Annotated in this window: 23 protein-coding genes and 1 tRNA gene; 8 read left to right on the top strand and 16 right to left on the bottom strand. The window is 73.4% G+C overall.

What is annotated here, in order from left to right; all coding sequences use genetic code 11:
• The first annotated feature begins 116 nt into the window (after nucleotides 1-116).
• Complete coding sequence (locus ACZ34W_RS05700) at nucleotides 117-1,178, top strand: ferritin-like domain-containing protein (protein ID WP_465602043.1); 1,062 nt, start codon at nucleotides 117-119, stop codon at nucleotides 1,176-1,178.
• Between the two features lie 50 nt (nucleotides 1,179-1,228).
• Here ACZ34W_RS05700 and def read toward each other — a convergent pair whose 3' ends face one another.
• The 8 genes from def to ACZ34W_RS05660 form a co-directional block, all read right to left on the bottom strand.
• Nucleotides 1,229-1,870 (bottom strand): peptide deformylase, encoded by a 642-nt coding sequence (gene def / locus ACZ34W_RS05695; protein WP_465602041.1) that lies wholly within the window; start codon nucleotides 1,868-1,870, stop codon nucleotides 1,229-1,231.
• A gap of 62 nt (nucleotides 1,871-1,932) precedes the next feature.
• Entirely contained in the window at nucleotides 1,933-2,922 is a 990-nt protein-coding gene (locus tag ACZ34W_RS05690; RefSeq protein ID WP_329489532.1) for a tetratricopeptide repeat protein, read from the bottom strand.
• Between the two features lie 247 nt (nucleotides 2,923-3,169).
• Nucleotides 3,170-4,471 (bottom strand): HD-GYP domain-containing protein, encoded by a 1,302-nt coding sequence (locus tag ACZ34W_RS05685; RefSeq protein ID WP_465602039.1) that lies wholly within the window; start codon nucleotides 4,469-4,471, stop codon nucleotides 3,170-3,172.
• The gene (locus ACZ34W_RS05680) at nucleotides 4,468-5,913 is read right to left on the bottom strand and encodes an HD-GYP domain-containing protein (RefSeq protein ID WP_352293084.1); all 1,446 of its coding nucleotides are present in this window, start codon (nucleotides 5,911-5,913) and stop codon (nucleotides 4,468-4,470) included. The genes ACZ34W_RS05685 and ACZ34W_RS05680 overlap by 4 nt, the downstream gene beginning before the upstream one ends.
• 294 nt (nucleotides 5,914-6,207) lie before the next feature.
• Nucleotides 6,208-6,612 (bottom strand): mycothiol system anti-sigma-R factor, encoded by a 405-nt coding sequence (gene rsrA / locus ACZ34W_RS05675; RefSeq protein ID WP_329489529.1) that lies wholly within the window; start codon nucleotides 6,610-6,612, stop codon nucleotides 6,208-6,210.
• Nucleotides 6,609-7,352 (bottom strand): sigma-70 family RNA polymerase sigma factor, encoded by a 744-nt coding sequence (locus tag ACZ34W_RS05670; protein ID WP_380391665.1) that lies wholly within the window; start codon nucleotides 7,350-7,352, stop codon nucleotides 6,609-6,611. The genes rsrA and ACZ34W_RS05670 overlap by 4 nt, the downstream gene beginning before the upstream one ends.
• A 287-nt stretch (nucleotides 7,353-7,639) precedes the next feature.
• The gene (locus ACZ34W_RS05665; RefSeq protein ID WP_329489527.1) at nucleotides 7,640-8,275 is read right to left on the bottom strand and encodes an alpha/beta hydrolase family protein; all 636 of its coding nucleotides are present in this window, start codon (nucleotides 8,273-8,275) and stop codon (nucleotides 7,640-7,642) included.
• A 70-nt stretch (nucleotides 8,276-8,345) separates the two neighbouring features.
• Nucleotides 8,346-9,098, bottom strand: a complete 753-nt coding sequence (locus ACZ34W_RS05660) for an SOS response-associated peptidase (RefSeq protein WP_465602036.1) — start codon at nucleotides 9,096-9,098, stop codon at nucleotides 8,346-8,348.
• A 160-nt stretch (nucleotides 9,099-9,258) separates the two neighbouring features.
• Here ACZ34W_RS05660 and ACZ34W_RS05655 point away from each other — a divergent pair, with 160 nt between their 5' ends.
• The 5 genes from ACZ34W_RS05655 to hisN all read left to right on the top strand — a co-directional run bounded on the left by ACZ34W_RS05655 (nucleotide 9,259) and on the right by hisN (nucleotide 14,251).
• A complete protein-coding gene (locus ACZ34W_RS05655) occupies nucleotides 9,259-9,975 on the top strand; it encodes a M50 family metallopeptidase (RefSeq protein WP_465602034.1) in 717 nt (238 codons plus the stop codon).
• A gap of 90 nt (nucleotides 9,976-10,065) precedes the next feature.
• A complete protein-coding gene (gene aroA, locus ACZ34W_RS05650; protein ID WP_465602032.1) occupies nucleotides 10,066-11,397 on the top strand; it encodes a 3-phosphoshikimate 1-carboxyvinyltransferase in 1,332 nt (443 codons plus the stop codon).
• Nucleotides 11,398-11,413: 16 nt separating this feature from the next.
• Nucleotides 11,414-12,469: a ribosome small subunit-dependent GTPase A gene (rsgA, locus tag ACZ34W_RS05645; RefSeq protein WP_329489523.1), complete on the top strand. Its 1,056-nt coding sequence runs from the start codon at nucleotides 11,414-11,416 to the stop codon at nucleotides 12,467-12,469.
• Between the two features lie 118 nt (nucleotides 12,470-12,587).
• Nucleotides 12,588-12,911: a DMT family transporter gene (locus tag ACZ34W_RS05640; RefSeq protein WP_329489522.1), complete on the top strand. Its 324-nt coding sequence runs from the start codon at nucleotides 12,588-12,590 to the stop codon at nucleotides 12,909-12,911.
• Nucleotides 12,912-13,453: 542 nt separating this feature from the next.
• A complete protein-coding gene (hisN, locus tag ACZ34W_RS05635) occupies nucleotides 13,454-14,251 on the top strand; it encodes a histidinol-phosphatase (RefSeq protein ID WP_329489521.1) in 798 nt (265 codons plus the stop codon).
• 73 nt (nucleotides 14,252-14,324) lie between these two features.
• On the opposite strand, the gene ACZ34W_RS05630 is transcribed toward hisN, so the two are convergent.
• Nucleotides 14,325-15,803 carry a catalase gene (locus tag ACZ34W_RS05630; protein WP_329489520.1) on the bottom strand — a complete coding sequence of 493 codons (1,479 nt, stop codon included), beginning with the start codon at nucleotides 15,801-15,803 and terminating at the stop codon, nucleotides 14,325-14,327.
• 107 nt (nucleotides 15,804-15,910) lie between these two features.
• On the opposite strand from ACZ34W_RS05630, the gene ACZ34W_RS05625 reads away from it, so the two are divergent.
• Nucleotides 15,911-16,330: a Fur family transcriptional regulator gene (locus ACZ34W_RS05625; protein ID WP_359834982.1), complete on the top strand. Its 420-nt coding sequence runs from the start codon at nucleotides 15,911-15,913 to the stop codon at nucleotides 16,328-16,330.
• 7 nt (nucleotides 16,331-16,337) lie between these two features.
• On the opposite strand, the gene ACZ34W_RS05620 is transcribed toward ACZ34W_RS05625, so the two are convergent.
• The 3 genes from ACZ34W_RS05620 to ACZ34W_RS05610 all read right to left on the bottom strand — a co-directional run bounded on the left by ACZ34W_RS05620 (nucleotide 16,338) and on the right by ACZ34W_RS05610 (nucleotide 21,824).
• Nucleotides 16,338-18,320, bottom strand: a complete 1,983-nt coding sequence (locus tag ACZ34W_RS05620; protein WP_329489518.1) for a tetratricopeptide repeat protein — start codon at nucleotides 18,318-18,320, stop codon at nucleotides 16,338-16,340.
• Between the two features lie 383 nt (nucleotides 18,321-18,703).
• A tRNA-Met gene (locus ACZ34W_RS05615) sits at nucleotides 18,704-18,777 on the bottom strand.
• A 56-nt stretch (nucleotides 18,778-18,833) separates the two neighbouring features.
• Nucleotides 18,834-21,824 (bottom strand): UPF0182 family membrane protein, encoded by a 2,991-nt coding sequence (locus ACZ34W_RS05610; RefSeq protein WP_329489517.1) that lies wholly within the window; start codon nucleotides 21,822-21,824, stop codon nucleotides 18,834-18,836.
• A gap of 278 nt (nucleotides 21,825-22,102) precedes the next feature.
• Here ACZ34W_RS05610 and ACZ34W_RS05605 point away from each other — a divergent pair, with 278 nt between their 5' ends.
• A complete protein-coding gene (locus tag ACZ34W_RS05605) occupies nucleotides 22,103-22,666 on the top strand; it encodes a PPA1309 family protein (RefSeq protein ID WP_329489516.1) in 564 nt (187 codons plus the stop codon).
• A 62-nt stretch (nucleotides 22,667-22,728) separates the two neighbouring features.
• Here the strand turns inward: ACZ34W_RS05605 and ACZ34W_RS05600 are convergent, their stop codons facing one another.
• The 4 genes from ACZ34W_RS05600 to ACZ34W_RS05585 form a co-directional block, all read right to left on the bottom strand.
• Entirely contained in the window at nucleotides 22,729-23,814 is a 1,086-nt protein-coding gene (locus tag ACZ34W_RS05600; protein ID WP_329489515.1) for a YlbL family protein, read from the bottom strand.
• 42 nt (nucleotides 23,815-23,856) lie between these two features.
• On the bottom strand, nucleotides 23,857-24,045 hold the full coding sequence (locus ACZ34W_RS05595) for a hypothetical protein (RefSeq protein ID WP_329489514.1): 189 nt from the start codon (nucleotides 24,043-24,045) through the stop codon (nucleotides 23,857-23,859).
• A 182-nt stretch (nucleotides 24,046-24,227) separates the two neighbouring features.
• Nucleotides 24,228-24,668, bottom strand: a complete 441-nt coding sequence (locus tag ACZ34W_RS05590; protein WP_465602025.1) for a molybdenum cofactor biosynthesis protein MoaE — start codon at nucleotides 24,666-24,668, stop codon at nucleotides 24,228-24,230.
• Between the two features lie 144 nt (nucleotides 24,669-24,812).
• A complete protein-coding gene (locus ACZ34W_RS05585) occupies nucleotides 24,813-25,961 on the bottom strand; it encodes an NAD-dependent epimerase/dehydratase family protein (protein WP_396488378.1) in 1,149 nt (382 codons plus the stop codon).
• Between the last annotated feature and the right edge of the window lie 106 nt (nucleotides 25,962-26,067).

Below are 26,067 nucleotides of genomic sequence, written 5' to 3'. Positions count from 1 at the left end.
GGGCGGCGTCGTTCGCTCGTCCGAATGAAACCGCCGGGCCCCACCGGAACGGCACGCATACGGACGGTGCCGTCCCCCGCTACGGTCCGGCCACAGCCGAACGAAAGGGGCCCACCGTGCCGACCGGAATCCTCGACTACCGGAGCGACGCCATCGTCCAGCTCATGAGCATGGCGGAGGAGGACTGGACGGAGCAGGAACTCAAGGACGCGCTCCAGCGGGCGATCATGCTGGAGCTGTCCACCATCCCGCCCTACGCCACCGCGCTCTGGTCGATCACCGACCCCGACAACTCCAAGCCGGTGCGCCACACCATCCGCGAGATCGTCTTCGACGAGATGTCGCACTTCGGCCTGGTCTGCAACATGCTCACCAGCATCGGCGGCACGGTCGTCCTCACCGACCCGCTCACCGTCCCCAAGTACCCCGGTGAGCTCCCCGGCGGCGTCAACCCCGGCCTGGAGGTCTACCTGAGCGGGCTGACCCGCGAGTCGGCGGGCCTGTTCGCCGACATCGAGAAGCCCGAGCACCCGCTCGCCTTCGCCGCCGACGGCAACACCATCGGCGCCTTCTACCAGCGGATCGCGAACGTCTTCCCCACCTTCGCCCACCTGCTCACCGGGCAGCGGCAGGTGAGCTTCCCGCTCGGGTCGAGCCACGGCGCCGGCAACGACATCGTCCCGATGAACACCATCGACGACGTGCTGGCCGCCATCCACGTCATCCAGTCGCAGGGGGAGGGCACGGACGCCTCGCCGGAGAACCCCTTCCCCGGTGCCCCGGGCGAACTCGCCCACTACTACGCCTTCAAGGAGATCGCCGAGGGCCGCAAGCTCGTCCTCGACGAGGGGACGAAGAAGTACGGGTTCACCGGCCCGGAGGTCCCGCTGCCGGACACCTCCCCGGTCGCCCGGGTCCCCCTGGGCGGCTGGGCCAACAGCCCCGGCAACGAGCCCGACCAGCCCACCGCCACCCTCCTGGCGACCTTCAACCAGCACTACAGCGACATGCTGTACGCCCTCGAAGGCGCCTGGGGCGACGCCGGCCCCGACTCGATCGGCCCGGCGATCGGGCAGATGGGCCAGATGCGCCGGACCGCCCAGCAGATCAACGGCGTCAAGCTGCCCGCCGCCCCCCGCTTCACCTACGGCCCGGAGTGGCTGTTCGTGCCGCGGTAGGCACCCGCGCGGAAGGGCCGGTGCGCGCGCACCGGCCCTTCCGTGACACGTCAGCCGTTCGACACCGTCGCGTACCGCGGCGTGCCCTCGGCCATCTGCCGCAGCGCGTCCTTGCGGTCCCGCTTCGACAGCTTGTCGATGTAGAGGAACCCGTACAGGTGGTCGGTCTCGTGCTGCAGGCAGCGGGCGAAGAAGCCGGTGCCCTCGACCCGGATCGGGTTGCCGTCCTTGTCCTGGCCGGTCACCGCGGCGTAGTCCGGCCGGGGCAGCTCGGCGTACGCGGTCGGCACCGACAGGCAGCCCTCGTTGCCGTCGTCCAGCACCCGCTTGCTGCCGGCCGGCAGCTCCTCCAGGACGGGGTTGATGACGTGGCCGATGTGGCGCACACCCTCGTCGTCCGGGCAGTCGTAGACGAACACCTTGAGGTCCACGCCGATCTGGTTGGCCGCCAGGCCCACGCCCTCGGCCGCGTACATCGACTGGAACATGTCGTCGATCAGCCCCGACAGCTCGCCGTCGAAGGCCGTCACGGTCTTGACCTCCCGGTGCAGCACCGGGTTGCCGTAGACGGTGATCGGACGCGCGGTGCCCTTCGAGAGGTCCGGCTCCTCGCCGACCACCTTCACCGGCTGGGCCTCACCCTGCGCGGGCTCGTGGTCGTGGTCGTGCTGGTGGTCGTGCTGGTCCGCCATCGCTGTGTGTCTTCCGCTTCCCTGGATCGTCTGGCCGTACCGACCAAGGGTAAGCGGACCGCTCAGCAGACCTCTTCGAGATCCCGGTACGCGCGGGTACCGGGGGCCGCCGCCACCCAGCGGTCCAGCAGCGTACGCACCAGCAGCGCCGGAGCCGCGATCCCGCACTCCCGCTCCACCAGCCAGGACATCCCGCCGGCGCCCTGGCTCAGATGGCTCAGGTGCCCCGGGTGGGCCGCGTCCCCGTCGTCGTGCGGGTCGTGGTGCGCGGTGTGCCCGTCGTCGGAGGCCATCCGGCTCTCCGAACACGCCCGGCAGAGCAGCCGCACCGACGACGTCCAGTCCTCCGCCGCGTACCCCGCGTCCGCGACCAGCCGCTCCAGGGCGTCCCGGTCCGCCGCGGTGGCGGCCTGCAGCAGCACCACGTAGGTCGGCACCGGGGAGGGCGCCCACAGCTCGATCTCGTCGAACACCGGGTACGCCACCCCGTCGGTCACCCGCTCACCGTGCGGGGCGCCGTCGTGCAGCACCACCTCGCCCCAGCGGCGGCCCGACGAGGGCAGCGGGATGGACAGCACCTCGATGCGCGCCGGATCCAACCGGCGCCCCCAGACCACCTCGGACTCGCCGTCCGGCGACAGCCGCACCGGCGTCGTCCCCAGGTCCAGGCTGACCGGGCCGTCCGGGTGGGCCCCGGCCCCGCCCGGCAGCCGCAGCCCGTACGCCTGCCAGGCCCGCCGCGCCAGCGGCCAGTCCTGCAGCGCCGTCGCCGTGATCCCCAGGTTCCACCAGTCGGGGGCGCCCTGCTCGCGGTCCAACAGCGCCACCGCCCGCAGCCCGGCCGCCCGCGCCTGCTCCCAGTCCCGCCGGAACTTGTGCAGCAGCGCGAGGTTGAACCAGGAGTCCGACAGCCACGGCTCCAGATCGGCCGCCATCACCAGCAGGGCGCCCGCGTCCTCGTAGCGGCCGTCGCCGATCAGCGTGAAAGCCCGATCGGTCGTCTGCCGCCAGGTGGCGGACGGCCGGTGCCGTGCCCGGTGGAAGATCCTCACGTTCGTCCCTGCCGTCGTCGTCCGCTCAAGTCCCGTGTCCGCTCCCGCTGCCACGGGCCCGGTGCCCCGGGTCGGTGTTCCACGCTACGACCGCATCCAACCACGCCCGCCGTCGCCCGCGCTCCCCGCAGCCGGGGTTCCGGCCGCTCCCGGCCCCACCCCTACCCAGCCTGCCCGCCCCGACGCCCCGCCTCAACCCCAACCCCTGAACAGCGCCCGCCGCCCCCACCAGCCGCGCGCCCCTCCCCTACCCCCGCACCCTCACCAGCGCGTCCACGACCCGTCCGTCGTAGATCCGGCCCCGCCCCAGCCGCAGCACCTCCAGCACCTCCAGCCGCCCCACCACCTCCTCCACCCCGCGCCCGCGCGCCGCCGTCAGCAGGTCGTCGTGCGCGTTCGCCACCCGGATGATCCGGGCCGCCAGCGGCACCGCCCGCTCGTCCGGGTCGGCCCGCCCGGGCCAGGGATCGGCCAGCCGGGCGACCTGCTCGGCGACCTGCCGCGGCACCCCCGTCCGCCGGATCACCTCGCTGCCCAGCCGGGCGATCCGCTGCTGCTCCTCCTCCGGGAGCAGCGCCGTCGCCCCGTCCGGCACCGGCTCGACCAGCGACAGCTGCCCGATGTCGTGCATCAGCGCCGCGTACTCCAGCAGGGCGAGCTCGCGGGTGCTCAGCCCCAGCTCGCGGCCGACCGCGCACGCCGTGTCGGCGACCCGGCGGGCGTGGCCGTACGGGGTGTAGCCGGCCACCTCGGTGGCCTTGGCCAGGCTGGCGATGGTCTGCCCGGTGGTGGCCCGGACGGCGGCGGCCCGCCGGAACGACACCTGCGCCAGCAGCAGGGGCGCGCAGAACAGCGGAAGCGCCCAGAGCCCGACCTCGCCCGCCGCCAGGCTGACCAGCATTCCGGTGGCGGCGATCGCCGAGCCGATCCCGAACAGCGACCGCAGCTCGTCCTCCAGCGCCGCCGGGAACCGCAGCCCGCTCCGGGCCCGCCGCAGCACCGCCGCCAGGGTGGCGTCGCAGAGCGCGGCCAGCGCAGCCACCACCGTGAGGAACACCCCGTAGGCGGGGCCGTCCGCCGAGAACCGGTCGACCACTCCGCTGTTGTAGAGGGGCTGGAAGATCGCGGCCGCGAACCCGGCCCCGAGCAGCCGCAGGGCGGCGCCGTCGAGCCGGGCCCGGTCCCGCCACGGCGCCCGCCGCGGCCGCCGGGCCCCGCGGGGCAGCGCCACCGCCGGGAGCAGCGCCAGCAGCAGCCCCGCGCCGGTCACCGCGACCGCCTGGAGCACGCCGTGCGCGGTGGGCAGCCCGCGCAGCGGCCCCAGCAGGGCGTACGCCAGCGCACCGGCGGCGCCGATCGGTGCCTGCTCGCGATCGCCCGGAAGAGTGATCCGGACGCACTCGCCGAGCGCGATCAGCACGGTGAACGCCAGCGCCACCCCGGGCTCGGCCATCCCGCGCACCGCCACCGCGCCGAACGAGAACGCCAGCAGCACGACGGCCGCGGCGTGCACCGCGGCCACCCCGCCGGCCGGCGGGCGGGCGCTCACGACGGTCCGGCCGTCGGCACGGTGCCGCCCTGGGCGGGCACCCGGCCCGGGCCCGGCCGCACCGGTTCGGGCACGCCCAGCGGGATGTCGGGCACCGCCCGGATGCAGTCGTCGTCGGGGGGCAGCACCGGCTGCCAGTCGTGCACGGCGAGCGCGTCGACCAGCGCCCGCACCATCACCGGGTCGAACTGGCTGCCCGAGCAGCGCTCCAGCTCGGCCACCGCCTCGGTGACCGGCCGGCCGCGCCGGTAGGACCGGGTGGAGGTCATCGAGTCGAAGGCGTCGGCGACCGAGATGATCCGGGCGAATTCGGGGATCTGCTCGCCCGCCAGCCCGCTCGGGTAGCCCCGGCCGTCCATCCGCTCGTGGTGGTGCAGGATCCCGGCGTGCGCCTCGCCGAGGAAGACGATGCCGCGCACCAGCTCGTAGCCGTGCACCGGGTGCACCTCGACGGCCCGCCGCTCGGCCTCGTCGAGGGGACCGTTCCTGCGCAGCAGCTCGGTGGCCACGCCGAGCTTGCCGACGTCGTGCAGGATGCCCGCGAACCGCAGGGTACGCAGCCGCTCGGCCTCCATGCCCAGCTGACCGGCGATCAGCACCGCGGCCTTGCCGACGCGTTCGCTGTGCCCCCGGGTGTAGGAGTCCTTGATCTCCACGGCCTGCACCAGCGCCTGGACGGTGGCCTGGTGGGCGTCCCGCTCGCGGTGGCCCTGGGCGAACACCCAGGCCGAGATGGAGAGCGGCAGCAGGGCCAGCAGCGCCGCGAAGGCCCCGTACGGGCCCTGCCAGAGCACCGCGACCATCAGCCCGCCGGCCGCGTGCACCAGCACCGGCAGCCCGAACGCGGCGACCGGACCGAGCAGCAGGACACTCGCCCGCCGGCCCTCGGCCAGCACCAGCATGCCGCCCACCAGCACCCCGTTGGCCAGGCAGAACGCGGCCAGCGCGGCGGCCCCGGGGAGCAGCGCGGCCGGGAAGCGGGAGCCGAGCAGCAGCTGCGGTCCGGCGAGCAGGTGGAAGACCGCCGAGGCGGCGAAGGCGGAGAGGGCGAGCTGGGCGCCGTTCCACACCTGGCGCCGGCGGCAGTCCGGCTCGGTGTCGCCGAACAGCGCGATCGGCACCGCGACCAGGGCGGCGGCGGCCGGGGCGAGCATCAGCACCCCGGCGAACAGCACCGGGAAGAAGGCGTTGGCCAGGGGCCGGGCCGGTGGCCGGGAAGGCAGCGGCGGCCGGCCCAGCAGGGCCCGGAGCAGCCGTCGGCAGGGGGTGGGCTGGCCCTGCGCCAGCGATTCCCAGCAGCCGTGCAGAAAGGCCAGCAGGCCGACCTTGGGCCAGTCCACCGGAGCGCCGAGCCAGCGTGGCACGGCGGCCGGGACGGGCCCCGGCAGCAGGGGCAGCAGGCAGCAGAGCGCCGCCACCGGGACGGCCACGAGGTAGCACACCGCGCCCGTCGGCAGGTCCGTTCCTCCACTGTCGGTAGCGATCTCGACCTCCCCGCCGTCCTGGCCCGCTCCGCACTCAGCGCACCGGGCTAACGGCGGTGAGCGTCCGTCAGGAGGATAGGCCGCCGTTCCGGCGTCGGGGCGCATGATCGCGGAATGCCGCAGTTGGCGCACCACCAACTCACTCGAACGAGTGAGGGCGCCCGCAAGCAGAGACGGAGCGACCCCCGGAGCGCACGCTCCGGGGGTCGCCTGGTCCTCGGGTGGACGGCCCGCCGTGGGACGGCGGCGCGCTCACTCCGCCGGAGCGCCCGCCTCGACCGGCGTACCGGGCCTGGCCGCCGCCTCGGCGGAGGCCTTGGCGGGCGGCCGGCCCTGCTCGCTGTCGCCGTGCGCCTCGGCCGCGGCGTCCACGGCGACCACCACCGCCTCGCCGGAGCGCTGCCCGGCCCGGATCGAGTCGATCCTGGCCAGCACCTTGCCCCGCAGGTCGGCCGGGGTGTCGTCGCAGCCGCAGCACCGCTTGATCAGCGCCTTGATGGCCTGCTCCAGGCCGTACTTCTCCAGGCAGGGCGAGCACTCCTCGAAGTGCACCCGCAACTTGTCGTAGTCGCCCTCGGCCATCTCGTTGTCGAGGAATTCGTAGAGGTGGTCGAGGACCTCGCCACACTCGGTGTCGTGCGGATCGCCGCAGCTCATGAGCCCGAGCCCTTCGCTTCCTGCCCTGCCCCGCTGCCGGCCGGGACCAGCCCGCGCTCACGGGCGTAGTCCTCCAGCATGCCGCGCAGTTGACGGCGGCCGCGGTGCAGCCGGGACATCACCGTACCGATGGGAGTACCCATGATGTCCGCGATCTCCTTGTACGCAAAGCCCTCGACGTCCGCGAGATAGACGGCGATGCGGAACTCCTCCGGGATGGCCTGGAGGGCGTCCTTCACATCGCTGTCCGGGAGGTGGTCGAGCGCCTGGGTCTCGGCCGAGCGCAGACCCGTCGACATGTGCGACTCGGCCCGGGCCAGCTGCCAGTCCTCGATCTCCTCGGCGGCGGTCCGCTGGGGCTCCCGCTGCTTCTTGCGGTACGAGTTGATGAACGTGTTGGTGAGGATGCGGTACAGCCAGGCCTTGAGGTTGGTGCCCTCGCGGAACTGGTGGAACGACGCGTACGCCTTAGCGAACGCCTCCTGGAGGAGGTCCTCCGCATCGGCCGGATTGCGGGTCATCCGCAGCGCGGCGGAGTACATCGGATCCAGGTAGCCCAGGGCGTCGCGCTCGAAGCGCTCCCGCCGGGCCGCCTCGCTCTCCGCCGCGGACACCCGGAAGGTGTCCTCACCGATCGCCTCGGCCAGCTCCTCACCGGTGAGCGCCTCGCCCGCGGGCAGGCTCTCCTCCGGGCCCCGGCCCGGCTCGGCCTCGTGCTCGGTCCCGACGACCGGACCCACCTCCTCGGCATGGCCGCCCACAGCGGGCCGCCCCGAAATGGAGGATATCGGGCTGACGGGCTTCTCGCCCGCGGCAATCCACTCCGACCAGGAGGGGGTGAAGGCCGCGGAGGCCTCGCGCTCCTCCGGCCGCTCGGGGCACGCGATCGAACCCATCTGTGCTGCCTTCCGTCCGGGACTCAAGCTGACGAGGGTGTCAACCATGCCGAGGGCGCCCGCATTCCCGGCCCCCGGCAGGTTTTCACCAGCACGGGTGAGCGGTTCGCGACCGTGCGTTCCCGGGCGGCTCAGAGCAGCCCGAGCACCCAGTCGCCGACCGCCCCGGTGATCAGCTCCAGCACCTCGTCCTGCCCGGTGGGCGCCCGCTTCGGCACCTCGAAGCCGTGGCTGCCGTAGGGCACCGGCACCATCCGGTGCCCGGCCGGCAGCGCCGGGAACTCGGCCGGCCCGCCGAACGGATCCGCCACGCTCTGCACCACCAGCGTCGGCAGCCCCGACTCCAGCAGTTCCCCGGCCCGGCTCTTCTCCGGCTTGCCCGGCGGGTGCAGCGGGAACGCCAGCGCCACCACCCCGGCCGCGCCGGTGGCGGCGCCCGTCCGGCAGGCCACCCGGGCCCCGGCGCTGCGCCCGCCGACGACCAGCGGCACCCCCTGCCCGGCGAGGCGCTCGGCGACCGGCGTCCACCCGGTGTCGAGCGTCCTGGGCGCCGGCCCCAGCCGCTTCCCGGCCACCCGCCAGGGCTGCTCGACCAGTGCCACCGTGATCCCGCGCGGCGGCAGCGCCGCGGCCAGCGCCACCAGGTCGCGCGCGCCGATCCCGCCGCCGGCGCCGTGGCCGAGCGCGAGCAGCGCCTTCGGCGCGGCCGCCGGGTGGTAACTGATCCGGGCGTCCCCGGCGGGGGTGGGGACGAGTTCCTGCGTCACGGCGTGGACTCCAGTGCTCGGAGAGCGGTGCCGACGAGGCGCGCCGGCGGGAAGCGGTGCTCAGAAGAAGTCAGAAGAGGGTGGTCTCGTGCTCGGCCTCGACCCACGGCCGGGTCAGCTCGGGACCGTTGTTGCGGATGCTGCCGACCGCCGGCGAGACCGGCGTGGCCAGCAGCGCGCCGGGCGGCGGCGGGACCAGCAGCGGGCGTATCGCGTCCGGGTCCACCAGGCCCGGGTCCAGCCAGTCGTCGTAGGACTCCCGGTCCAGGAAGAGCGGCATCCGCTCGTGGATCGGGGCCAGCAGCTCCTCCGCCTCGGTGGTGACGACGGTGAAGGTCACCAGCCAGGCCTCCGGGTGGTCCGCGGGCACCGCCCGGTTGCGCCAGAACTCGTACAGCCCGGCCAGCGCCAGCGGGCCGCCGTCGGCCCGGGAGACGAAGAACGGCTTCTTCCGGGGCTTGCCGCGCTCGCCCGGCAGGGTCTGCCACTCGTAGTAGCCGTCGACCGGCAGGATGCACCGCCGGGAGGCGAGGGCCTGCCGGTACGAGGGCTTCTCGTGCACCGTGTCCGAGCGGGCGTTGATCATCTTCACCGCGGTCTCGGGCGACTTCGCCCACTGCGGCACCAGGCCCCAGCGCAGCACCCGCAACTGCCGGACCGGGGCCGGCTCACCCCTGCGCTGCCGTTCCAGCACCACGAAGGCGCGCTCGGTCGGCGCGACGTTCCAACTGGGTGCCAGCGTCTCGACCGGGTCCCACTGCTGGACGTCGAAGAGCTCGACGAGGTCCTCGGGCCGGAGGCTGGAGGCGAAGCGACCGCACATGCCGTCAGCTTGCCACGACCGCCGCTCTCAGCACTTCCTCATCCCGAAGTGCGAACCGCGGCCTCCCGCCCGGCCGTCCCCGCATGGGAGGCTGCCACCCGGGCCGGCCGACCGCGGCCGCCCCGGACCGGGCCGGACGAGAACGGGAGCGGGAGCGGGCATGGACGCACAGAGCATCGGCGAGGTGTGGGACCGCGTCACCGGCACCCAGCCCGCCCCGCCGGGCTGGCTCACCCTGGCCACCGGCGCCGCCGCCCTGCTCCTGGTGGCGGCCCGCCCGCTCTGGCGGTTCGCCCGCAACGCGATCACCATCGCCCACGAGGGCGGACACGGCCTGGCCGCCCTGGCCACCCGCCGCAAGCTCGCGGGCATCCGGCTGCACTCGGACACCTCCGGCCTCACCCTCTCCTACGGTCGCCCCACCGGGCCGGGCATGGTGCTCACCGCCGCCGCCGGCTACTGCGCCCCCGCCCTGCTCGGCCTCGGCTGCGCCGCACTGCTCGCGGCCGACCGGATCTCCCTGCTGCTCTGGCTCGCGATAGCCCTGCTGCTGGCCCTGCTGGTCCGGATCCGCAACGCCTTCGGCTTCCTCACCGTGCTGCTCGCCGGTGCGGCCTTCTTCCTGGTCTCCTGGTTCGGCAGTACCGACGTCCAGGCCGGCTTCGCCTGCCTCGGCAGCTGGTTCCTGCTGCTCGGCGCCGTCCGCCCGGTCCTGGAGCTGCAGCACCAGCGCCGGCGCGGCCAGGGCGGGGACTCCGACGCCGACCAGCTCGCCCGGCTCACCGGCGTTCCCGGGCTCGCCTGGGTGTTCCTCTTCCTGGTCACCGCGCTGGCCTGCCTGGGTCTCGGCGCGAGCTGGCTGCTGTCCCCGCTGTGAGCCGCGGGGCCGACGGTGCCCCGCCGACCGGCCCGTCCCGCCATCCGGCCGCGGAGCGGACAGTTCCCGTACGGCCCCTAAACTTGCCCCATGACCGAGACCCTGTGGCCCGCCCCCGTCGCGACCACCCCCGTTGACGCCACCGTCACCATCCCCGGCTCCAAGTCGGTCACCAACCGGGCTCTGGTGCTGGCCGCCCTCTCCACCGAACCCGGCTGGGTGCGGCGCCCGCTGCGCAGCCGCGACTCCCAGCTGATGGCCGACGGCCTGCGGGCGCTCGGGGTCGGCATCGAGGAGCAGGTCAACAACGACTCCGGCGGCCTCGGCGGCGGAGAGGCCTGGCGGGTCATCCCGGCCCCCGCACTGCGCGGCCCGGCCTCCGTGGACGTCGGCAACGCCGGCACGGTCATGCGCTTCCTCCCCCCGCTCGCCGTCCTCGCCGACGGCCCGGTGCACTTCGACGGCGACCCGCGCAGCTACGAGCGCCCCCAGCACGGCGTGATCAACGCCCTGCGCGCGCTCGGCGCCCGGATCGACGACGGCGGCCGCGGCGCCTTCCCGCTCACGGTGCACGGCACCGGCGCGCTGGACGGCGGCGTGGTGGAGCTGGACGCCTCCTCCTCCTCGCAGTTCGTCTCCGCCCTGCTGCTCTCCGGCGCCCGGTACAACCAGGGCGTCGAGGTCCGCCACGTCGGCGGGCCGGTCCCCTCGCTGCCGCACATCCGGATGACGGTCGAGATGCTGCGGCTGGCCGGCGCCCAGGTGGACGCCCCGGAGGACGGCGGCGAGAAGGACGTCTGGCGGGTCACCCCCGGCGCCCTGCTCGGCCGCGACATGGTGGTCGAGCCGGACCTCTCCAACGCGGCGCCGTTCTTCGCCGCCGCCCTGGTCACCGGCGGTCGGGTGACCGTCCGCGACTGGCCGAAGCACACCACCCAGCCCGGGGACCAGCTGCGCGACATCTACACCCGGATGGGCGGCGTCTGCGAGTTCACCGACGAGGGCCTGCAGTTCACCGGCACCGGCCGGATCCACGGCATCGAGGCGGACCTGCACGACGTCGGCGAGCTCACCCCGGTGATCGCCGCCGTCGCCGCGCTCGCCGACTCCGAGTCCCACCTGTACGGCATCGCGCACCTGCGGATGCACGAGACGGACCGGCTGGCCGCGCTGGCCAAGGAGATCAACGACCTCGGCGGCGACGTCACCGAGACCGAGGACGGCCTGCGGATCCGCCCGCGCGCGCTGCGCGGCGGCGTGTTCCACACCTACGAGGACCACCGCCTGGCCACCGCGGCCGCGGTGATCGGGCTGGCCGTCGAGGGGGTCCAGGTGGAGAACGTGGCCACCACCGCCAAGACCTTGCCGGACTTCCCGAAGATGTGGGACGAGTTGCTCGGCGGAGCAGTGGTGGGCGGCTGAGCGGGAGACTGGGCACATGCGCCGCTACGGCAAGGACGCCGACGAGGACGACATCCGCAACCGCCCCGCCCGCCGGGGCTCCCGGCCGCGGACCCGGATCCGGCCCAAGCACGACGACGCGGCCGAAGCGATGGTGCTCACCGTCGACCGCGGCCGGCTGACCTGCCTGCTGGACGTCGGAACGAAGCAGGAGCGCGAGATCGTCGCCATGAAGGCCCGTGAGCTGGGCCGCAAGGGCGTCGTCGTCGGCGACATCGTCAACATCGTCGGCGACCTCTCGGGGGACGCCGACACCCTGGCCCGGATCGTCCGGGTCGAGGAGCGCACCTCGGTGCTGCGCCGGACCGCGGACGACGACGACCCGTTCGAGCGGATCGTCGTCGCCAACGCCCAGCAGTTGGCCATCGTCACCGCGCTGGCCGACCCGGAGCCCCGGCCCCGGCTGATCGACCGCTGCCTGGTGGCCGCGTACGACGCCGGCATGGAGCCGCTGCTGGTGCTCACCAAGTCCGACCTGGCCCCGGCCGAGCCGCTGCTGGAGTCCTACGCCCCGCTCGGCATCAACTACGTGGTGACCCGGCGGGACGAGCTGGCCACCGAGGGCGCCGAGGCCGTCCGGGCGCACCTGCGCGGCCGCTCGACGGTGTTCATCGGCCACTCCGGCGTCGGCAAGACCACCCTGGTCAACGCCCTGGTACCGCTCCACCAGCGGACCACCGGGGTGGTCAACGCGGTGACCGGCCGCGGCCGGCACACCACCGTGTCGGCGCTGGCGCTGCGGCTGCCGCCGCCCCCGGGCGCCAAGCCGGGCTCGAAGAAGGCGCTCGACCCGGGCTGGGTGATCGACACCCCGGGGTTCCGCTCCTTCGGCCTCTCGCACATCGACCCGTCCCGGGTCATCCACGCCTTCCCCGACCTGGAGCCCGGCACCGTCGACTGCCCGCGCGCGTGCAGCCACGACGAACCGGACTGCGCGCTGGACGCCTGGGTCGCGGACGGCCACGCGGAGCAGGCCCGGCTGTACTCGTTGCGCCGTCTGCTGGCGAGCAAGGAGACCCGCGAGGGCGACTGACGGCGCGGCCCCGGCCGTTTTCGCCGCGTTCGAGGTGTCGGAGCGGGCCAGCCTGGTGATCATAGGAAAGTCGGGCCGGATCACGGCCCGGCCCGTCGATCGACAGGGAGAGCACGCGATGGCATGGGCCCTGGTGATCCTGGCCGGCCTCCTGGAGACCGGCTTCGCGATCAACCTCAAGCTCAGCGAAGGCTTCACCAAGCTCTGGCCCACCATCAGCTTCTGCGTCTTCGCCCTCAGCAGCTTCGGCCTGCTCACCCTCTCCCTGAAGAGCCTGCCGGTCGGTCCGGCGTACGCGGTCTGGACCGGCATCGGCGCGGCCGGCACCGCGATCTACGGCATGCTCTTCCTGGACGAGACCACCTCGGTGCTCAAGCTGGTCTCGATCTCCCTGGTCATCGCCGGGGTGATCGGCCTCCAACTCAGCGGCACGGCGCACTGAGCTGTCGCCCGCTCGCCTCCGGGGCGGTATCTTCGCCCGCTCGCCTCCGGGGCAATATCTTCGCCCGCTCGCCTCCGGGGCAATATCTTCGCCCGCTCGCCTCCGGGGCAATATCTTCGCCCGCTCGCCTCCGGGGCGCTCGATCCGGTGCCGACGGTCGGCGCTCCAACGCCCTCGTACCTCGGTCGTCCTCGCTTCTCCCTTTCGGCACCGGCGCGCCCCTTCGGCTCGGGGCGGGTCGGGTGGGGGCGGGGGCTACCGAAGGACGGCGCCGGCGGGCCACCCGGCTCGGGCGGCGGGGCGGCTCGGGCGGCGGGGCGGGTCGGCTCGGGGCGGGTCGGGTGGGGGCGGGGGCTACCGAAGGCCGGCACCGGAGGGCCACCCGGCTCGGGCGGCGGGGCGGGTCGGCTCGGGTGGGGGGCAGGGGCTACGGGAGGGCGGCACCGGTGGGCCACTCGGCTCGGGGCGGGACCGGTGGCTGCTGCCGTCCGCTCCGCGAGCCCGACTGGGCCGATCCGGGTGGGCTCGCTAGGGTTTCGACCATGGCCGATTACCACGACGATCTCCGACTCGCCCACGTCCTCGCCGACTCGGCCGACTCGGTCACCCTGGAGCGCTTCCGCGCCCTCGACCTGAAGGTCGAGACCAAGCCCGACCTCACCCCGGTCAGCGACGCCGACAAGGCCGCCGAGGAGCTGGTGCGCAGCGTGCTCCAGCGCGCCCGCCCGCGCGACGCGGTGCTCGGCGAGGAGTTCGGCCTGCAGGGCACCGGGCCCCGCCGCTGGGTGATCGACCCGATCGACGGCACCAAGAACTACATCCGCGGCGTGCCGGTCTGGGCCACCCTGATCGCGCTGCTGGAGGACGGCCCGGACGGTGTGGAGCGCCCGGTGGTCGGCATCGTCTCCGCCCCCGCGCTGAACCGCCGCTGGTGGGCGGCCAAGGACCTCGGCGCCTTCGCCGGCCGTAGCCTGACCAAGGCCGCCCGGATCCACGTCTCCGGCGTCTCCCGTCTGGAGGACGCCTCGTTCTCCTACTCCTCGCTCTCCGGCTGGGAGGAGCGCGGCCGGCTCGACCCCTTCCTGGACCTCACCCGGGCCTGCTGGCGCACCCGCGCCTACGGGGACTTCTGGTCCTACATGATGGTCGCCGAGGGCGCGGTCGACATCGCCGCCGAACCCGAGCTGTCGCTGTGGGACATGGCCGCGAACGCCGTCATCGTCGAGGAGGCCGGCGGCCGGTTCACCGGTCTGGACGGCGTGCCCGGCCCGGGCGGTGCCGACGCCGTGGCCAGCAACGGCCTGCTGCACGCGGAGGCCCTGCGCCGCCTGAGCGTCTGACCCGGAACGCGCATGGGTGCGGGCCCGGCGACCGGTCATCCGGTCGCCGGGCCCGCGGCTCATCGGGGTACCGCTACCGCTGCTTGCGCAGCTCCCGGACCGCCGTCTCCAGTCGGCGGCCGTAGTCGGCGTCGGCCTGGCGGAAGTTCTCGACCGCCCGCTCGACGATGTCCTCGCGGTCGGCCGAGACCTTGGCGATGAAGCCGGCCAGGTTGGCGATCAGCCGCTGCTTCTCCTCCTCGCCCATCAGCCGGTACAGGTTCCCCGCCTGCACGAAGTCGTCGTCCTCGGCGTGCGAGGGCGCCTCGTGGGTGCCGGTCGCGCCGGTGACCGCCGTCGCGGCCCAGAGCGGGCGGCCGGTCTGCACGGGGCCTCCGAAGCTGTTGGGCTCGTAGTTCTTGCGGCGGCCGTGGCGGCCGTCGTAGAGGTAGCCGTCCCGGCTGTTGGTGCGCGCCTCGGTGGCGTGCGGGCGGTTCACCGGCAGGTGGTCGGCGTTGACGCCGACGCGGTAGCGGTGGGCGTCCGCGTAGGCGAAGAGCCGGCCCTGGAGCATCTTGTCCGGGGACGGGCCGATGCCGGGTACGAAGTGCGACGGCGAGAAGATCGACTGCTCGACCTCGGCGAAGACGTTGTCGGGGTTGCGGTTGAGCTCCAGCTTGCCGAACTCGACCAGCGGGTAGTCGGCGTGCGGCCACACCTTGGTCAGGTCGAAGGGGTTGAAGCGGTAGTGGGCCGCGTCCGCCGCCGGCATGATCTGGACGCTGACCGTCCAGCTCGGGTACTCGCCGCGCTCGATGGACTCGCGCAGGTCGCGCTGGTGGCTGTCCGGGTCCTCGCCCGCGAGCCTGGCCGCCTCCTGCGCCGTCAGGTTCTTGATGCCCTGGTCGGTCTTGAAGTGGTACTTGACCCAGAAGTACTCGCCGGCCTCGTTCTGCCACTGGTAGGTGTGCGAGCCGAAGCCGTCGAGGTGGCGGTAGCTGGCCGGGATGCCGCGGTCGCCGAAGAGCCAGGTCACCTGGTGGGTCGCCTCGGGCGACAGCCCCCAGAAGTCCCAGACGTTGTCCGCCTCCTGCGAGCCGGTGTACGGGTCCCGCTTCTGGGTGTGGATGAAGTCCGGGAACTTGGTGGCGTCCTTGATGAAGAACACCGGGGTGTTGTTGCCGACGAGGTCGTAGTTGCCGTCCTCGGTGTAGAACTTCAGCGCGAAGCCTCGCGGGTCGCGGACGGCGTCGGCGGAGCCGAGGTTGCCCGCCACGGTGGAGAACCGGAGGAAGGTCTCGGTCTCCTTGCCCACCTCGGAGAGGAAGCGGGCCCGGGTGTACGCGGTGACGTCGGCGGTCACCGTGAAGGTGCCGTAGGCCGCCGCGCCGCGGGCGTGCACCACCCGCTCCGGGATCCGCTCCCGGTTGAAGTGCGCCAGCTTCTCGAAGAGTTGCTGGTCCTGGATGAGCGCCGGGCCGCCGACGCCGGCGGTCTCGGTGTTCTGGTTGTCGGCGACGGGGGCACCCGCCTCCGTGGTGAGGGTGGGGCGCAGCTCGTCCTGGGTGCTCATAAGGGGGTGCCTCCGCGTGGTCCGGTCGTGACAACAACTCGATCCTAACTTGGACTTCGTCCAAGTCAATACTGGAACCAAAGTGAGAGCTCACCTATCCTGTACGCATGAGCGACCTGCTGGAACGACTTCGCGGACGTGGGTGGCGGCTGACCTCGCAGCGCCGGGTCGTGGCCGAGGTCCTCGACGGGGACCACGTCCACCTCACGGCCGACGAGGTGCACTCGCGCGCCGTGGAGCGCCTGCCCGAGATCAGCCGCGCGACGGTCTACAACACGCTCGGCGAGCTGGTCTGCCTCGGCGAGGTGCTGGAGGTCGCCACCGACGGGCGGGCCAAGCGGTACGACCCCAACGCGCACCGGCCGCACCAGCACCTGGTCTGCTCGGGCTGCGGCGCCATCCGCGACGTCCACCCGCAGGGCGACCCGCTGGCCGGCCTCCCGCAGGGCGAGCGGTTCGGCTTCGTCCTCTCGGGGGCCGAGATCACCTACCGGGGCCTCTGTCCGGACTGCGCGGACCGCGGCTGAGCGAGCGCTACGCGCTCAACTCCGCGTGCAACGCGCCGAGCAGCCGGCCGGCCCGCTCGGCGACCTCGGCGGGGCCGTAGTCGGCCGCCCGCCGGCACCAGTTCTCCGCCTGCACCGGCTCGCCGCGGCGCAGCGCCAGCAGGGCCAGCCGCAGTGCAGCCCGGCCGTGCCCGGCGTCGGCGGCCCGGGTGTACCAGAGCATCGCCTCGGCCTCGCAGTCCTGCCGGGCCAGCAGCAGTCCCAGGTTGAAGGCCGCGCTGCGGCTGCCCGCCCCGGCCGCCCGCCGGTACCAGCTCTCGGCGATCTCCAGCGCCCCGCGCTCGGCGGCCCGCACGCCCATCCGGACCTGCGCCCGGCGGTGGCCGGCGTCGGCCGCGACCGCGTACCAGTGCTCGGCCTCGTCGTCCGCGTCGCCGCGCCGGTCCAGCACCGAGGCCAGCCGGAACGCGCCCTCGGCCGACCCGCCGGCCGCCGCCTGCCGGTAGCGCTCCAGCGCCCCCGCCAGGTTGCCGCGCTGCTCCTGGGCCACCGCCAGCTGGAGGGCCGCCTCGCCGTGGCCCTCGGCGGCGGCGCGCGCGTACCACTCCTGCGCCTGCCGGTGGTCCCCGCGCCCGGCGTGCAGCACGCCCAGGTTGAAGGCGCCGTCCACGCTGCCGGCCTCGGCGGCCTTGGAGAACCAGGGCTCGGCGCCCGACTCGTCGCCGCGCTGGAGCAGCACCACGGCCAGCGCGTTGCACGCCTCGCGGTGCCCGGCGTACGCGGCGCGGCGGTACCACTGCTCGGCCTGCTGGTCGCGCCCGGCCCCGGCGCAGAGCAGTCCGAGGTTGAAGGCGCCGTTCTGGTCGCCGGCGTCCAGTGCGCTGCGGTACCAGCGTTCGGCCTCGGCCGCCTCGCCGCGCGAGGCGTGCAGCGCGCCCAGGGCGTTGGCGGCGTTGCCGTCGCCCGCCTCGGCCGCCTCCTGCCACCACTCGGCGGCGGCGGTGAGGTCCCCGGAGTCGCGCAGCAGGAAGCCCAGCGCGCAGGCCGCCCGCGGCTCGCCGTTCTGCGCCGACTGCCGGTACCAGCGGGCCGCCTCGTCCAGCAGGCCGTGGTCGACCCGGGAGCGCTCCTCCAGCAGCACCCCGAGCCGCAGCGCGGCGCGGGCGTGACTGCGGGCGGCGGCGGTGCGGTACCAGGTCTCGGCGGTCTCCTTGTCCCCCGCGGCCTCGCGCATCCGGGCCAGCCGGTAGGCGGCCTCGCGGTGCCCGGCGTCGGCGGAGACCTTGAACCAGCGCTCGGCGCGCACGTCGCGCCGGTGCTCCATCAGGTCGCCCAACGCGTAGGCGCCGAGCGGGTGCCCGTGGTCGGCGGCGAAGTGCAGCCAGTACTCGGCGGCCTCCTCCTCGCCCTGGTCCCGCAGTTGGAGCCCGAGCGCGTGCGCGGCGGGCGCGCTGCCGGCCACCGCGGCCTGACGCCACCACTGGGCCGCCTCCGAACGGTGCCCCTGCTGGTGCAGCAGCACGCCGAGGTTGTTGGCGGCCGAGCGCAGCCCGGCCGCGGCGGCGCCGCGCAGGTACGGCTCGGCGTCCTCCAGGTCCCCGCGGCGCAGCAGCAGGGTGCCGAGCCGGCCGGCGGCGTCCGCGTCCCCGTCGTCGGCGGCCTGGCGGTGCCGGGCCTCCAGGGCGGCCTGCTCCCGGGCGGCCAGTGCGGTCTCGAAGCTGGCGGAGTCGAATCCGGCCCGCTCGCGCCCCTCCTCGCCGACCTCCTCGTCCTCGGTGGCGGCGCCGTAGGGGCCGATGGCGGCGGTGAACTGGCTGGCGGAGACGTGCACCAGGCTGTCGGGGCCGTAGCCGTCGACCGGCCGGCGGTCCGTCAGTCCGCCGGTGCGCTGGGCGGGCAGGGCGCCGGGCCGGTCCTCGGAGGTCTCGGCGCTATCGGCCCAGCCCTCGGTGTCCGCCTCGGTGGTCGCCGCGGACTTGGCTCCTGGCCCGTTCTTGCCGATCAGCCTCATGCCGACTCCCGCTCCCCCAGAGTGTCGCGGCATCCTCCCCCGGCCCGCGGCCGGACGGACCCGCTGCCGGCCTCCGGCCGAAGGGGTCCCCACGGGGCGCGCTGGAGCCGACGGCCGGTCAACAGCCGCGCAACGTCCCCCATGTGTCCCATCGTCGCATCACCCGCAACCCGCGTACACCTGCCCCGGCCGAATTCGGCGGCGCGGAACCGAAGCCGACGAAATTGCTTCGGCGCTTTGTCGATTTCCCGACACTCGGGTCCCACAAACCCCGATGCCGGCGTCGTTGGCGACGATCGATCCTACCGGAGGGGCCCACACCACCCTCGGCGGGAAACGCGAGAGGCCCGGAGGATGATCCTCCGGGCCTCTCGGCTACTGAGTAGCGGGGACAGGATTTGAACCTGCGACCTCTGGGTTATGAGCCCAGCGAGCTACCGAGCTGCTCCACCCCGCGTCGGTAGTGAAACCATAGCACGGTCGCGGGGTGGAACAGGAATCGGTTCTCCCAGCTCAGGGGCTCGCGCCCGCCGAGGGGCTCGGCGAGGCCCCGGCCGGCGCGGTGGCCGAAGGCGTGGCGGCGGGGGTGCCGCCGGCCTTCTGCTGCGCCGCCTGGGCCGCCTTGATCGCGTCGCCGAGCGCCTTCTGGGCCTGGCCGTAGGCCGCCCAGTCACCGCTCTTGAACGCGTTCTGGCTGTCGTTGTACGCCTTCTCGACGTCCGCCCAGGCCTTCTGCAGCTCCGGGGTGGTGGCCCCGCCGGTGCCCGGGGTCGCCGGCGCCGTCGGGGTGGGCGTCGGGGTGCTCGGGGTCCCCGGGGTGGTCGGCGCGGTCGGCGTGGTCGCCGGGGCGGCACCCGCGAAAACCTTCTTCAGCGCCTCCTCCAGGGTGTTCTCGAACGCCACGTTGTCGTTGCCGTACACCGCGAGCACCTTCTGCAGCGTCGGGTACTTGGCACCGCGCCCGCGCACGTACACCGGCTCGACGTTGAGCAGGCCGCCGCCGACCGGCAGGGTCAGCAGGTTGCCGTACTCCAGCTCGGAGTCACCGCCGCTCTTCAGCAGGGTGATCTGCTGGGCCACCTCCTGGCGGGAGTTGAACTGCGACTGCACCAGGTTGGGCCCGAGGGTCTTGCTGTCCCCCGGCACCTTGAGCAGCCTGATCTTCCCGTAGTCCGGCCCCGGGTCGGCACTGACCGCCATGAAGGCCGCCAGGTTCTCCCGGCCGCTCGGCACGAAGGTGCTGGTCAGCGAGAAGCCGGCGGAGGTGACCGCCGGGTCCGGCATCCGCACCGTCAGGTAGTACGGCGGCTGCGGCTGCTTGGTGTCGCTGGTCGGGTCGACCGGGATCTGCCAGATGTCGCTGCCGTTGAAGAACGAGTTGGCGTCCGTCACGTGGTACTGGCCGAGCAGGTCGCGCTGCACCTTGAACATGTCCTGCGGGTAGCGCAGGTGCGGCATCAGCGTGCCCGGGATGTCGGCCTTGGCCTTGACGGTGTCCGGGAACGCCTTCATCCAGGTCTTGAGCACCGGGTCGTTCTCGTCCCACTGGTAGAGCGTCACCTCACCGGTGTACGCGTCCACGGTGGCCTTGACCGAGTTGCGGATGTAGTTGACCTGGTTGGCGGCGGTCAGCAGCTCGCCGCGCTGGTTGGTCAGCGAGTCCTTGGTGGCCGTGCCCAGCGTCGTCTTGGAGGAGAACGGGTAGCCGTCGGAGGTGGTGTAGCCGTCCAGCACCCAGACCACCCGCCCGGGCTGGCCGTCCGGGCCGGGCTGCACGACCGGGTACGGGTCGGCGTCGATCGACAGCCACGGCGCGACCTTCTCCACCCGCTCCTTGGGCGTCCGGTCGTAGATGACCTTCGCGCCGTCGGTGATCGCCCCCGCGTAGAGGATCTGCGGCTCGGCGAACTTCACCGCGTACGCGGCCCGGGTGATCGGGTTGTCCAGCGAGACACCGCTGCCGCCGGTGTACTGGTACTGCTTGTTCTCACCGGAGTCGGTGGTGTAGTCGATCTCCTGGTTGGCACCGCCGACGATCGAGTACGTGCCGGTCTTCTCGCCGTAGTAGACCCGCTGCTGGTAGTCGCCCAGCGAACCGGTGGCCGGCAGGCCCGACTCGGTGAAGACCGGCTGGCCCTTGTCGTTGACCTGGTTGCCCTTGGCCACCACCGCGCCGTAGCCGTGGGTGTACTTGAAGTGGTCGTTGATCCAGTTGCGCTGCACGCCGTTGAGGTCCAGCTCACGCAGGCCGATCACGGTGTCCTGGGCGGTCTCGCCCTTGCCGTAGCGGTCCACGTCCAGCGTGGACGGGAAGGCGTAGTACGAGCGCTGCTGCTCGATCGACTGGAAGGTCGGCGAGACCACGTTCGGGTCCAGCAGCCGGATGTCCGCGATGGTCTGCGCGTCGGGCTTGAGCGCCTCGGCCGTGGTCGAACCCTGCGGGGTGTACTGGGTGGTCTGGCTGTCCGCGATCCCGTACGCCTGCCGCGTCGCGTCGATGTTCTTCTGGATGTACGGCGTCTCCTTGGCCTGCTCGTTCGGCTTGACCTGGAACTGCTGCACGATCGCCGGGTACACCCCGCCGATCAGCACCGCCGAGAGCACCATCAGCCCGAGGCCGATCAGGGCCGGTGCCCAGGTGCGGCGGATCGGGGTCAGGAAGAACAGCACCGCGCAGATGATCGCGACGAAGAACAGGATGGTCTTGGCCGGCAGGAACGCGTTGGCGTCCACGTAGCGCAGGCCGGTCCAACCGGTGACGCTCTTGTACGAGCCGGTCTTCACCGCCAGCGCGTACCGGTCCAGCCAGTACGCCACCGCCTTCAGCAGCACGAACACGCCGAGCAGCACCGCGAGGTGGCCCTGCGCGCCGGCACTGGCCCGGCGGCCCGGGCCCTGCAGTCGCAGGCCCCCGTACAGGTAGTGCACCAGCGCCGAGGTCAGCAGCGAGACGATCACCGCGCTGAACGCGAAGCCGAGCAGGAACTCGTAGAACGGCAGCTCGAAGGCGTAGAACGAGACGTCCATGCCGAACTGCTGGTCCTTGACGCCGAAGGACGTCCCGTTGGTCCACAGCAGCCAGGTCCGCCACTGGCCCGAGGCGGCGGCGCCGGCCACCAGGCCGATCACCAGCGAGATCCCGATCAGCGCCCAGCGCTTGAACGGCGCCAGGCCGGCCCGGTAGCGGTCCAGGCTCTGCTGCTCCACCGACATCGCCGACAGCGGCGGCCGGAGCCGGTGCGCCAGCCAGATGTTGGCGCCCACGACCAGCGCCATCAACAGGCCGAAGACGGCGAACAGGCCGACCTTCGTCCAGAGCTGGGTGGTGAACACCGAGGAGTAGTGGACCGACTTGAACCAGAGCCAGTCCGTCCAGAACCCGGCGAACATGACGAACAGCAGGAAGAGCACCGCGAGTACGCCCAGGGTCAGCAGGAGTACCCGCGCCCGCCGGGAGGGCGGGCCTACCCTGCGCCGGAATCCCGGCCCTGAGCGTTCCGGCATCTGGAATACCACGGGGCACCTCAGCTGTGTCGTCTGGAATCGAGCGGTCGTCAGTGCAACTTAACCAGGCTTTAGCCGAGTTCCCACCGTTAGCAGACGGTTACTCCGGCGTTCCCCGGCCGCAGCCGTCCGGCCGTCCGGCCACCGGACGCGCCACCGGGCGCCGCCGCGGTCCGGGCACCCCCGGGCGGCCCCGCGGCTCCGCCCCGTAGGCGCCGCGCCCGCCCCCGCCGGACCTGTGGCACCGCCCGGACCGCCCGGCGTGTGAGGATTGAGGCATGTCCGATGTCTCCAATTCCCCCGACGACGTCTCCAAGCTCCCGGCCGCGACCCCGCTGACCCGGGCCGCGCTGGAGATCGACGAGTACGCCGCCACCCTCGGCTGGGACCTCCCGGCCCGGCTGTTCGCCCTGGTGGACAGCGCGGCCCTGCTCAAGGCCGATCCCGGGATCGCCAAGAAGCTCGGCCTCTCCGACAGCCCGGAGGCCGGCCTCACCCCGATCGAGCAGGACGAACTGCCCGAAGGCATGGAGCTGGACAAGTTCCTGGGCACCATCGCCTGGCCCGACGCGGTGGTCGGCTGCGCCCTGGTGGTCGAGCGGCTGATGCTGCCGCCGGGCGCCGAGCAGTCCCGCCCGCGCAACGCCAGCGACGCCCAGCTCGCCGACTGGGTGGCCAACCACCCCAACCGCGAGGAAGTGCGGATCACCGCCGCCGTGCTGCGCGACGGCAAGCGGGAGATCGCCCTGCGGCTGCGCTCCAAGGACGTCGCCCGCGAGGTGCTGACCGGCCCCGACCTCGTCCCCGGCCTGACCGCGGCGCTGCTCGCCACCTTCTCCTAGGCCACGACCGGTACGCCGCGGGCCCCGGACGGGATCGTCCGGGGCCCGCGGTGTCCGGCCGGTCAGCCGGTGGCGCAGGAGGGCAGCGCGGCGGTCTGGCCGCTGCGCACCTGCTCCAGCGACTTCAGCGCGCCGTCCAGCGTCTCGGTCCTGATCAGGGTCAGTCCGGACGGGGTGTTCTTGCCGGCCTCGGCGCAGTTGGCGGCCGGGGTGAAGAAGTACTGGGCGCCGGCGTCCCGGGCCGCGATCAGCTTCATCGATATCCCGCCGATCGGCCCGACGCCGCCGGCGTCGTCGATGGTGCCCGTCCCCGCGACGAACTTGCCGCCGGTGAGGTCCTCCGGCGTCAGCTTGTCGATGATGCCCAGCGAGAACATCAGGCCCGCGCTCGGCCCGCCGACGTCCTGGAGGCCGATGTCGATCTGGAACGGGTAGGTGTGCCGCACGCCGGGCCGGATGCCGACCATGGCGGCGCCGGTGTCGGGGGACTTCACGGTCGGGACGGCGATGTCGGTCCGGGCCGCCGCCGGGTCCGCCTTGCTCGCGTCCTTGACCATCGGCACCACGGTGAAGACGGCCGTCTCGCCGGGCTGGTGCTTGGTGACGGCCTTCGCCACGCTGTCCGCGTCGGTGACCGGGGCGCCGTCGACCGCGATGATCCGGTCCCCGGCGTGCAGCTTGCCCTCGGCCGGGGCCCCGGCCGTGACCGACTGGACGATCAGCTCGTTACCGACCGGGATGCCGAGCTGGGTCAGCGCCGCCGTCCGCGCGTGGTCCTCGGAGAGCGCGAACTCCTCGGCGTTCTGCCGCTTGGCGTCGGCGTCCGTCTGGCCCTTCGGGTAGACGTTGTCGTGCGGTACCACCAGCACGTCGTCCCGGAGCCACCCGACCACCGCGTTGACCAGGCTGGGCTCGTACTTGGCACCGGTGACCTGGACGGTGGTCATGTTGAGGTGGCCGCTCACCGGGTAGGACTCGTGGCCGGTGACGGTGATCACCGGCGTGCCCGTCTTCTCCTGCACCCCGAGCGTGTTGTACGTCGGCCCCGGGCTCATCTCCGTGTACGGCACCTTCATCATCACCGACGCGCAGAGCAGCGCTATGAGCAGCAGGGTGGCGGCGAGCATCGTCGCAGAGCGGCGTGGCATGCCTCGACAGTACGGGACGCGCCCGACGCCACGCCCGCCGGGCTACCGGCCGGGGTCCTCGCCCGGGCCGGGGGCGGCGGTGGTGCGTTCCATGGCGGCCATGAAGCGCCGGTGCTCGGCGAGGGAGGCGGGGTCACCGGTGGCTCTGGGGGACCGCTGGGCCCAGCCCGCCCACACGGCGGCGAACAGTGCGGCGATGACAGGAATGATCAACCAGGCGAGCGCAGCCATATCAGTACTCCCAGCTCGTCGTGTCTATGAGCAGACTAACCACCCCGCCGGAGAACGCGGGTGGCGCCGTCCGGGTTACGGCACGGCCGATCGGCTCACTGCCAGGGAGTATCCGGGGCGCCGGCCCGGACCCGTTCGGGTGAAGGCCCGGCGCGCCTGCGCGTCGGCGGTGTCCGGGTGGGTCAGCAGCCGCCGGCGCCGACCCACTCCTCCTCGCCGTCGGAGAACACCTGGTGCTTCCAGATCGGCACCTCGTGCTTGAGGTCGTCGATCAGCCGGCGGGCGGCGGTGAACGCCTCGCCCCGGTGGGCGCAGGAGACGGCGACGATCACGGCCTTGTCGGTGATCTCCAGCCGGCCGATCCGGTGCACCGCGGCGAGCGCCCGGACCGGGAACTCCGCAACGACCTTCTCGGCGATCCGGCGCATCTCCTGCTCGGCCGAGGGGTGGCAGCTGTACTCCAGCGCGGCGACCGACTTCCCGCCGTCGTGGTCCCGGACCGTCCCGACGAAGACGGTCGTACCGCCGGCGGCGTCGTCGCCGACCGCCTCGTAGACCTCGTCGAGCGAGAGGGGGGTGTCGCGGACGGCGAGCAGGCGGATGGGGTCGTGGTTGTCGGCCATACCCCCATGATTCCCCATCGCGGGCGACTTCGGGCAAGGGGGTTCCGTATCACGATTGGGAAATTTCGCATCGTGAGAATCGAGGCACCCCGACCGCGGTGGGCACCGGTGCGGCGGGCCCCGCCCGCCGCGGCCGTCGAAGGGTCAGAAGCGGCGCCGCTTGCGCGCCCGCCGGACCAGCGCGGCCGTACCGACCAGCGCCACGGTCGCCCCGGCCGCGCCCAGGCTGGTGGCGGCCTCCTTGCCGCCGAGCCGCCGCCCGGCCACCGCGTGCTTCCCGGAGACCTGCGCCAGCAGCTCCGCCAGCACCTGCTCGTTGGTGTAGGTCGGACGCCAGCCCGCCTCGTGCAGCCGGCTGCCGGACACCACCCAGGGGTACATCGTGTACGCGAGGTCCCCGGCCGGGGCCGGGGTCAGCCCGAGTCGGTGCAACCGGGCCGCGGTGCCCAGCGCGAGCGAGGCCGGCAGCTCCATCCGCCGGATGCCCGACAGCCGCTCCACGTCCTCCTGCTCCAGCCAGCCGTCGCAGCCGACCGTGACCTCGCCCTCGACCAGCCCGAGCGCCGCGTACTCCAGCGCCGCCGCCAGGTCGTCCACGTGGCAGAACTGCCAGCACGGCCGGGAGCCCGCCACCACCAGCAGCCGGGGCGCCTCGAAGTGCCGGGTCAGCACGGTGTCGACGCCGGGCCCGACCACCACGGCCGGACGCAGCACGGTCACCTGCAGCCCCGGGTGGGCCCGCGGGGCCCGCCGGGCCAGCCGCTCGATCTCCAGCAGGTCGCCGACCAGCGAGGCCTCCTCGGTGGCCCGCAGCTCGGAGTCCTCGGCCAGCGGCACCTCGTTGTCGGCGAGCGCGCCGTAGACCATCGCGGAGGTGCACAGCACCACCCGGTGCACCCCGGCCGCCGCGGCGGCGGTCAGCACGGTCTGCGCGCCGCGCACGTTGTAGGCGCTGCGGGCGCGCGGATCGGACTCCATCCCGAGGTCCATCGCCAGGTGGACGACCACGTCCACACCGGCCAGCCGCTCGGCCACCGCCGGGTCGCGGACGTCCAGGACGCGCCACTGCACGCCCGGCACCTCGCCCCGCCGGTCGTCGACGGCGAGCACCTTCCTCACCCCCGGCGAGGCGACCAGGCGGGCGGCGACGCGCTCGCCGAGCACACCGGCGGCGCCGGTGACGGCCACGGTCAGTGGCCTTCCGCCGTAGGCTGGAGGCGGCGACGCCGTGATGTCCGGGGCGTCCTCTCCTCCGGTCAGCCCAGAGCGAACGTCCGAAGGCGGGGAACTCACCGGCCATCCTCCACGGTTAGCTTATGTGCGTACGTGCGTGTGTCACGTACGTCCATCCTGCCCGAGGCGAAGGCCCGGCGGTGCACCCGGCGCGGACCAGCCGTGC

The organism is Kitasatospora sp. NPDC022856 (assembly GCF_055561235.1).
This window is presented reverse-complemented; position numbering and strand designations above follow the sequence as displayed.